We start from the raw sequence: 8,759 nt of genomic DNA, 5'->3' as shown, positions 1-8,759 counted from the left end.
GCCGGGCGCCACTTTCAGCAACGTCAACCTGCGCCGCTCCAAGGGCTATGAAGGCCTGGCGTCGTCGAAGGATGGCAAGTTCATCTACGGATTGCTGGAAGGCCCGCTGTGGGATGCCGAGAAGAAGGAGTTTGAAAAGGTCGACGGCAAGGAAGCCGCGCGGATCCTCGAATTCGACGTCGCCCAGGAAAAATTCACCGGCCGCTACTGGCAGTATGTGTTCGAGCAGAACGGCAACGCGATCGGTGACTTCAACATGATCACCGCCGACAATGGCCTGATCATCGAGCGCGACAATGGCGAAGGCACCAAGGACAAGGCCTGTGCCGAAGGCGTCCGCGGCACCGACTGCTTCCCGGATCTGGCCAAGTTCAAGCGCGTGTTCAAGGTTGAGCTCAACGACGCCAATGTCGGCAAGCCGGTCCGCAAGATCGGCTTCATCGACCTGCTGAAGATTCAGGACCCTGACAAGAAGGCGCGCAAGCCTTTGAATGACGGCGTGCTGACCTTCCCGTTCTTCACCATCGAGAACGTCGATCAGGTCGATGCCACCCACATCATCGTCGGCAACGACAACAACCTGCCGTTCTCGTCGAGCCGCGACCCCAACAAGGCCGACGACAACGAATTCGTGCTGCTGGAGGTCGGTGACCTCCTGAAGGCGAAGTAGCGATCAAGAAAGTCGCGATGATTGTCCCCTCCCCCTTGCGGGGGAGGGTCGCTTCGCGAAGCGAAGACGGGAGAGGGGTAGCCACCAGCGCAACAGCCCCCCTCTCCCGCCTTCGCTTCGCTCAGGCTCCCTCTCCCACCAACGCCGCTGCGCGGCGCCGGTCTAGAGGGGAAAGAACAACGCGTCTTGCTACGCCGCGCGGATCTTGACCAGGAAGCCGTCGACGGCCGATCGCAGCAGCGCGGACTGGCTTTCCAGGTCGCCGGCGTTCGACAGCACCTGCGCGGCGGCCGCGCCCGTCGCATCAGCCGCCGCGGTGACACCGGCGATGTTGTCGCTGACCTCGCTGGCCCCCGCTGCCACCGACTGGATGCTGCTGGCGATCTCGCGCGTGGCGCCACCCTGCTCCTGCACCGCGCCGGAAATCCGGCTGGTGATCTCGCTCATCTCGCCAATGGTCGCGGTGATGGCGCCGATCGAGATGACCGCGTCGCCGGTCGAGGCCTGCATCGCCGCCACCTGGGCGGAGATTTCCTCGGTCGCCTTCGCGGTCTGGCTGGCCAGCGCCTTGACCTCCGACGCCACGACGGCGAAGCCGCGGCCGGACTCGCCGGCGCGCGCCGCCTCGATGGTGGCGTTGAGCGCGAGAAGGTTGGTCTGCGAGGCGATGTTGTGGATCAACTGCACCACTTCGCCGATTTTCTCGGCGCCGCTCGACAATAGCAAGACGGTGGCATTGGTACGCTCGGCATCCTCGACCGCCTTGCTGGCAATCTGGCTGGATTCCGAGACCTGCCGCAGCACCTCACTGACCGAGGCCGACAATTCTTCCGCCGCCGAGGCCACCGTACCGACATTGTCCGACGATCGCGCCGAAGCCGCGCCGACCGTTGATGCCCTTGAACTGGTGTCGCGGGCCGTCGCCGCCATCGACTGCGCGGTGCCCTGCATGCCCGAGGCCGCCGCCGAAACCGAGCGCACGATGCCGTTGACGCTGCGTTCAAAATCGCTGGCGAGACTGTCCATCATCGCGCGACGCTCCGCCGCGATCCGGGCCTGCGCGTCGGCTTCGATCCTGTCGAGTCCGCGAATGCGGACGGCGTTGTCCTTGAACACCTGTACGGTCGCCGCCATCGCCCCGATCTCATCACCGCGATGGGTCTCCGGAATTGCCTCGTCAATCTGGCCGTCGGCGAGGCCGCGCATGCGGCGACCAAGTCGCGCGAGCGGACCGGTGATGCTGCGTCCGATCAACCATGCGATCACACCCGCGATGATTCCGATCACGACGATCGCCGTACCGAGCGCCCACAGAATGGGCTTCAACTTGGTATCAAGGTCATCGAGATAGGCGCCGGTGCCGACATACATGTTCCAGCCGGGAATGGCGACCGCGTAGCCGACCTTGCGGATCGGTGTGGTTTCGCCTGGCTTCATATAATCAAAATACACCAGCGCCTCGCCGGTGGCGGCGACGCCATCGCGCCATTCCCGGGTCATCGCTCGGCCGTTGGTCTTGACGTCGAGACGATTGACGCCCCAGAGTTTCGGGTCGGGGCCCATCAGGGTAACGCCTTCCATGGTGCCACCGAAGAAATAGCCGTTACCATTGTCATATCTCATGGTGTTGACGCGGCTGGCGAACTCCGCGATCGCGGCGTCCTTGGTCAGCGCGCCGGCATCAACCTTCTTCTGCAGCGCAAGCGCCATGGTGCGCGTGGTTTCAACAATGGCCTTGGTCTGTTCGATGCGCGCGGAGAGCATTTCCCGCTGCATCATATATCCGGCCAATACACCGGCGACGCACAGACCCAGCAGTGTCATGGCAAGCAGGATACAGAGCTTCGAAGCAATCCTGAGGTTACTGAAATTCATGGTCACACTCCAAATGGTATCATAAAAAATCTAGCGCCTGGCGGCCGATACGCGGATGAAATGGACCAACGACCGGAACGCTCGCACGCGATTGGATCATTTTCCTGAATTTCGGAAATATCGGTTACGCGCTCTGGATCTTGCCAACACCAGCCGCTTGTTACATTTACGCCGCGCGGATCTTGATCAGGAAACCATCGACCGCCGATCGCAGCAGCGCGGACTGGCTCTCCAGGTCGCGGGCGTTCGAGAGCACGTGCGAGGCGGCGGCGCCGGTCGCTTCGGCGGCGGCGCTGACGCCGCCGATGTGTTCGCTGACGTCGCTGGAGCCGGCCGCTACCGACTGGATGCTGCTGGCGATCTCCCGCGTCGCGCCGCCCTGCTGCTGAATGGCGCCGGCGATCCGGCCGGTAATCTCGCTCATCTCGCCGATGGTGGCGGTGATGGCGCCGATCGAGATCACGGCGTCGCTGGTCGAGGCCTGCATCGCCGCCACCTGGGCGGAGATTTCCTCGGTCGCCTTCGCGGTCTGGCTGGCCAACGCCTTGACCTCCGACGCCACCACGGCAAAGCCGCGGCCGGACTCGCCGGCGCGCGCGGCCTCGATGGTGGCGTTGAGCGCGAGCAGGTTGGTCTGCGAGGCGATGTTGTGAATCAGCTGCACCACTTCGCCGATCTTATCGGCGCCGCTCGACAATAATTGGACATTGGCGTTGGTGCGCTCGGCATCGCCAACCGCCTTGCCGGCGATGGTGCTCGACTGCGACACCTGACGCAGCACCTCACCGACCGAGGCCGACAGTTGTTCGGCCGCGGAGGCGACCGCTCCGACATTGGCCGACGACCGCGCCGATGCCGCTTGCACGGTGGCGGCGCGCGAACTGGCATCGCTCGCCGTCGCGGTCATCGACTGCGCGGTGCCCTGCATGCCCGCCGCGGCGGAAGATACCGACCGGACAATGCTGTTGACGCTGCGCTCGAAATCGTCGGCGAGACTTTCCATGGTGGCGCGACGCTCGGCCGCCGCCCTGGCATGGGTCTCCATCTCGATCTTGTCGAGCCCGCGGATGCGGACGGCGTTATCCTTGAACACCTGCACGGTCGCCGCCATCGCCCCGATCTCGTCGCCACGCTGGATTTCCGGGATCGGCGCGTCCAGTTCGCCATCGGCGAGCCCGCGCATGCGGCCCCCCAGCCGCGCCAGCGGAGCGGTGATGCTGCGACCGACCAGCCATGCGATCAGCCCGGCGATCACGCCGATCGACAGGATCGCGGCACCGAGCGCCCACAGGATCGGCGTCAGCCTGGAGTCCAGATCGTCAAGATAGGCCCCGCTTCCGACATACATGTTCCAGCCGGGAATCCCGACGGCCAGCGACACTTTGCGGACAAAATTCTCTTCACCGGGGCGCTTGCTGTCGTACAGCACGATCGCTTCCCCGTTGCTCACCACGCCGTCGCGCAGCTGGCGGACCATCATCGTGCCGTTGACCTTGGAATCCAGCCGATTGATGCCAATCAGCTTCGGATCCTTGCCGATGATCGTCGTCCCCTCCATGTCGTAGCCGAACAGATAGCCATTGCCATTGTCGTAGCTCAAGCTGGTGGCGCGTTGAATGAATTCGGCGCGCGCCGCCTCCCGGGTGATTTGCCCGGCGTCGACCTGCTTCTGCAGTGACAGCGCGATGTTACGGGCGATGTCGGCAACCACGCGGATCTGATCGACCCGCGCATTGTACATCGCGCGCTGCATCATCAGCCCGGCCAGCACGCCGGCAGCGCCCAGTCCGAGCAAGGTCAAGATAACCAGAATGCCGAGCTTGGGGGCAATCCGCACATCGCTGAAATTCACAATCGGGCTCCGAAATATGGCGCAGTCGCAATAATATATTGCGAAGCTACGCCACACTCGTTTCGGATTGCTTACGAAGCTACCACCAGGACGACAATACCGACCGGGCGAGCAGGCCGAGTAGCCCGCTTCCGCGCGGGCAACTCGCCGGTTAAAACCTCAGCGCCTTGGCCTGCTTGACCTGCGGCAGCTCCTGCACCTGTGCCAGCACCTCGGCTGGCACCGCGCCGTCGACCTCGACCAGCGCGATGGCGTCGCCGCCCTTGGCATCGCGGCCGAGGTGGAAGGTGGCGATGTTGATCTTCGCGTCGCCCAGCAATGAAGCGAAGCGGCCGATGAAGCCCGGCTTGTCCTCGTTGGTGACATAGATCATCGACTTGCCGAATTCGGCATCGACGCGGATACCCTTGATATCGACCAAACGCGGCTGGCCGTCGGCATAGACCGTACCGGACACCGAACGCTGCTGGGTGTCGGTCGCGACCGTCACCGTGATCAGACTCTCATAATCGCTTTGCGCGGCGCGTACCACCTCGTCCACCACCATGCCGCGCTCCTTGGCAACCACCGGCGCGGAAACCACGTTGATATCGCCCAGCATCGGACGCAACAGCCCGGTCAGCGCCGCCGAGGTCAACGCCTTGATCTTCATCTCGCCCACCGCGCCCTCATAGGTGATGGTGACCTTGGCGATATTGGTGTCGGTAAGCTGACCCGCGAACGAGCCGAGCTTTTCCGCCAATTCGATGAACGGCTTCAGCTTCGGGGCTTCTTCCGCGGTGATGGAGGGGAAATTCACGGCATTGGAAATCGCGCCGGTCAACAGATAGTCCGACATCTGTTCGGCGACCTGCAGCGCGACATTCTCCTGCGCCTCGGTGGTGGCGGCGCCGAGATGCGGGGTGCAGATCACATTGGGATGGCCGAACAGCACGTTGGCGGTGGCGGGCTCCTCGACGAATACGTCGAACGCCGCGCCAGCCACGTGTTTCGCGTTCAACGCGTCGGCCAGCGCCTGCTCGTCGACCAGGCCGCCACGGGCGCAATTGATGATGCGAACGCCGGCCTTCATCTTGGCCAGGGCGGCGGCATCGATGATGTTGCGCGTCTTGTCGGTGAGCGGTGTGTGCAAGGTGATGAAATCAGCGCGCTTGAACAGATCGTCGAGCTCGACCTTTTCGACGCCAAGGTCGCGGGCGCGCTCCGGCGACAGGAACGGGTCGAAGGCGATGACCTTCATCTTCAGGCCGAGCGCGCGATCGGCGACGATGGCGCCGATATTGCCGCAACCGATCACGCCCAGCACCTTGGCGGTAATCTCGACGCCCATGAAGCGGTTCTTCTCCCACTTGCCCGCTTGCGTGGACGCGTCCGCCTGCGGAATTTCACGCGCCAGCGCCATCATCAGCGTGATGGCGTGCTCGGCGGTAGTAATCGAATTGCCGAATGGCGTGTTCATCACGATGATGCCCTTGGCGGTCGCCGCGGCAATGTCGACATTATCGACGCCGATGCCGGCACGGCCGATCACCTTGAGCCGTGTCGCCTGCGCGATGATTTTCGCGGTCGCCTTGGTGGCGGAGCGAATGGCGAGGCCGTCATAATTTCCGATGATCTCGAGCAACTTTTCCTTGTCCTTGCCGAGATTGGGCTGGAAGTCGACGTCGATGCCGCGATCCTTGAAGATCTGGACGGCGGCGGGGGACAAGGCGTCGGAGATAAGGACTTTGGGGGCGGGCATGGGGATGATCCTGCAATGAAGGGATGTCAGTGCCACGAGCGCGGAAGGCCCCCTCTCCCGTTGGGGAGAGGGCTGGGGTGAGGGGCACCGGCCTATCGATGGCACCAAACCCCTCACCCGACCGCTTCGCGGTCGACCTCTCCCCAACGGGGAGAGGTGAATAAAGCGCGCGCGCTACGCCGCCTTGGCGAGCGAGAGCTTGGCCTCGGCGAATGCCCAGTCGATCCATTGCGTCAGGACCTCGACGTCGCTCGCTTCCACCGTGGCGCCGCACCAGATCCGCAGGCCGGCGGGGGCATCACGGTAATGCGCGAAGTCGTAACCCGCGCCTTCCTTCTCGACCAAAGCCACCAGCTGCTTGGCGAAATCCGCCTGGGCGGCGGCGCTCAGCGCGGTGATGGCGGGATCGATCACCTTCAGACACACCGAGGTGTTGGAGCGGATCGAGGCATCCGTCGCGAGAAAGTCCACCCACGGCGTTCGCGCCTTCCAGTCGGCCAGCACCTTGGTGTTGGCATCGGCGCGCGCGACCAGCGCGTCGAGGCCGCCGACCGACTTGGCCCAGCCGAGCGCATCGAGATAGTCCTCGACGCACAGCATCGACGGCGTGTTGATGGTCTCGCCTTCAAAAATGCCTTCGTTGAGCTTGCCGCCCTTGGTCATGCGGAAGATCTTTGGCAGCGGCCACGGCGGCGAATAGCTCTCGAGGCGCGCGACGGCGCGCGGGCTGAGCACCAGCATGCCATGCGCGGCCTCGCCGCCCAGCGCCTTCTGCCAGGAGAAGGTGACCACATCGAGCTTGGGCCAGTCGAGCTTCTGCGCGAACGCCGCCGAGGTGGCGTCGCAGATGGTCAGGCCTTCACGGTCAGCCGCGATCCAGTCCGCATTGGGCACGCGTACGCCGGAAGTGGTGCCGTTCCAGGTGAAAACCACGTCGGAATTGGGATCCACTTTGGAGAGATCGGCGATCTCGCCATAGGGCGCACTCAATTTGGTGACGTCCTTCAGCTTCAATTCCTTGACGATGTCGCTGACCCAGCCCTCGCCGAAGGATTCCCAGGCGATGGTGGTGACCGGACGCTGGCCGAGCAGCGACCACATCGCCATCTCGACGGCGCCGGTGTCGGACGCCGGCACGATGCCGATCCGGTAGCCGGCCGGCACTTGCAGCACTTCGCGCGTCAGCTCGATCGCAAGCTTGAGCTTGGCCTTGCCGACCTTGGCGCGGTGCGACCGGCCCAGCGTGGCATCGCTGAGTTTCTCGGGGGTCCAGCCGGGGCGCTTGGCGCAGGGGCCGGAGGAAAAATGCGGCACGTTCGGCCGCGAAGATGGCTTCGTTGCGGTCATTCTCTATCCTTCCAGATAGCAAGCCTCCCGTTGGGGGGAGGTGGCCCACTGGCGTGGATATGGGATGCCGGCAAATGCGTCAAGCCGGATTGGCGCGGTTACGGCTCATGCGCCGCCGAAGACGCGGTCCGGCTGCCGGCGTCTTGGCCGGGTGACGCCGCCAGCATGCGGGAGGCCATGGCCACCAGCCGCGCCGCCTTGCGCCGGCTGCCAACGGTCATGACGCTCTGGTCACCGACCTTGACGACGTAGCCGCCGCCGATTTTCACAATTGAGTAAGATCGCATTCTTCATTCCAACGCCCCAGCGCCTGGTTGAAGACGCCTCAGCGCCAGCCCGGTTCCGGCCGCGCGGCGAGCGCTGGCCGGGCTGGTTTACGTGGCATTAACCGGAACCGGAAATCAGCCCGTGCCAGGGCACCGGTGGCGCGCGCCATGCAGGCCATGGCGGTTCGGGAGCGATGAAACTCGACGATACCGCCGTTCAGCTCACGCCCAGCGCCTGTTCGGCGTCGGCGATCCAGCGCCGGATCGAACCATAGCCGTCGAGATGAAAGCCGCCTTGATGGGCGACGCGGCTATAGGCGAGCAGCGCGACATCGGCGAGCGAAACGCGGTCGCCGATGAAGAATCGCGTGGCCGCGAGCTGATGCTCCATCCGCGCCAGCGCCGAATAGCCGCGCCGGACCTTGTCCGGATCGAGGTCGGAGACGGATTTTCCGAGATAGACCATCTGAAAGCGACAGGTCGCAATATAGGGCTCGTGGCTGTACTGCTCCCAGAACAGCCATTCATCCATCTTGGCGGCGTCAAAGGGATCGACGGGCATGAGGTCACTGCCCGCTGCGAGATAGCGGATGATGGCGTTGGATTGCGCCAGCGCCCGGCCATCATCGAGCACGACCGTCGGCACCTGCCCCGCGCCGTTCAGCGCGAGAAATTCCGGCGTCCGGCTGTCGCCCTTCTGGGTGTCGATCTCGATCCAATGATACGGCTTCGCCAGCCGGTCACAGACCCACTTCACCTTCAGGCAGTTGCCGGAATTGCTGTCGCCGTAAATCTGCATCGCCCTGCCCTCCGCGTCATGACAGGGCAACAGCAACGTCGGGCGTTGTCAACCGGCAGCCGCGCGAAGGTGATATCAGGTCAGAACCGGTAGCCAATGCCGGCGCGCGCCGTATTGACGCTGAAAGCCACGTCGCGAATTTTCATGAGCTGAACATATTCCCACTCGGCGCGAAGGAACAGATTGCCTGCTACCAGCATTTCGGTGCC

At 64.0% G+C, this 8,759-nt stretch carries 7 protein-coding genes; 1 reads left to right on the top strand and 6 read right to left on the bottom strand.

The window, feature by feature from the left end; translation table 11 throughout:
* The coding region (locus Q0S16_RS05265) for an esterase-like activity of phytase family protein (RefSeq protein ID WP_295845864.1) at window positions 1-670 on the top strand (670 nt) is incomplete at its 5' end.
* 189 nt (window positions 671-859) lie between these two features.
* Here the strand turns inward: Q0S16_RS05265 and Q0S16_RS05260 are convergent.
* The 6 genes from Q0S16_RS05260 to Q0S16_RS05235 form a co-directional block, all read right to left on the bottom strand.
* On the bottom strand, window positions 860-2,545 hold the full coding sequence (locus Q0S16_RS05260; RefSeq protein WP_295845861.1) for a methyl-accepting chemotaxis protein: 1,686 nt from the start codon (window positions 2,543-2,545) through the stop codon (window positions 860-862).
* A gap of 166 nt (window positions 2,546-2,711) precedes the next feature.
* Window positions 2,712-4,397, bottom strand: coding sequence for a methyl-accepting chemotaxis protein (locus tag Q0S16_RS05255; protein WP_295845859.1), 1,686 nt, complete (start codon window positions 4,395-4,397; stop codon window positions 2,712-2,714).
* A gap of 151 nt (window positions 4,398-4,548) precedes the next feature.
* A complete protein-coding gene (gene serA / locus Q0S16_RS05250; RefSeq protein WP_295845857.1) occupies window positions 4,549-6,138 on the bottom strand; it encodes a phosphoglycerate dehydrogenase in 1,590 nt (529 codons plus the stop codon).
* A gap of 174 nt (window positions 6,139-6,312) precedes the next feature.
* Window positions 6,313-7,485, bottom strand: coding sequence for a phosphoserine transaminase (locus Q0S16_RS05245; RefSeq protein ID WP_295845854.1), 1,173 nt, complete (start codon window positions 7,483-7,485; stop codon window positions 6,313-6,315).
* A 98-nt stretch (window positions 7,486-7,583) separates the two neighbouring features.
* Window positions 7,584-7,772: a hypothetical protein gene (locus Q0S16_RS05240; RefSeq protein WP_295845851.1), complete on the bottom strand. Its 189-nt coding sequence runs from the start codon at window positions 7,770-7,772 to the stop codon at window positions 7,584-7,586.
* Between the two features lie 196 nt (window positions 7,773-7,968).
* Window positions 7,969-8,550: a glutathione S-transferase family protein gene (locus Q0S16_RS05235; protein ID WP_295845850.1), complete on the bottom strand. Its 582-nt coding sequence runs from the start codon at window positions 8,548-8,550 to the stop codon at window positions 7,969-7,971.
* Between the last annotated feature and the right edge of the window lie 209 nt (window positions 8,551-8,759).

It is taken from the genome of Tardiphaga sp., from assembly GCF_025356345.1.
Lineage (GTDB): Bacteria > Pseudomonadota > Alphaproteobacteria > Rhizobiales > Xanthobacteraceae > Tardiphaga.
The sequence above is the reverse complement of the archived record's forward strand: the minus strand, read 5'-3'. Positions and strand labels throughout refer to the sequence as shown.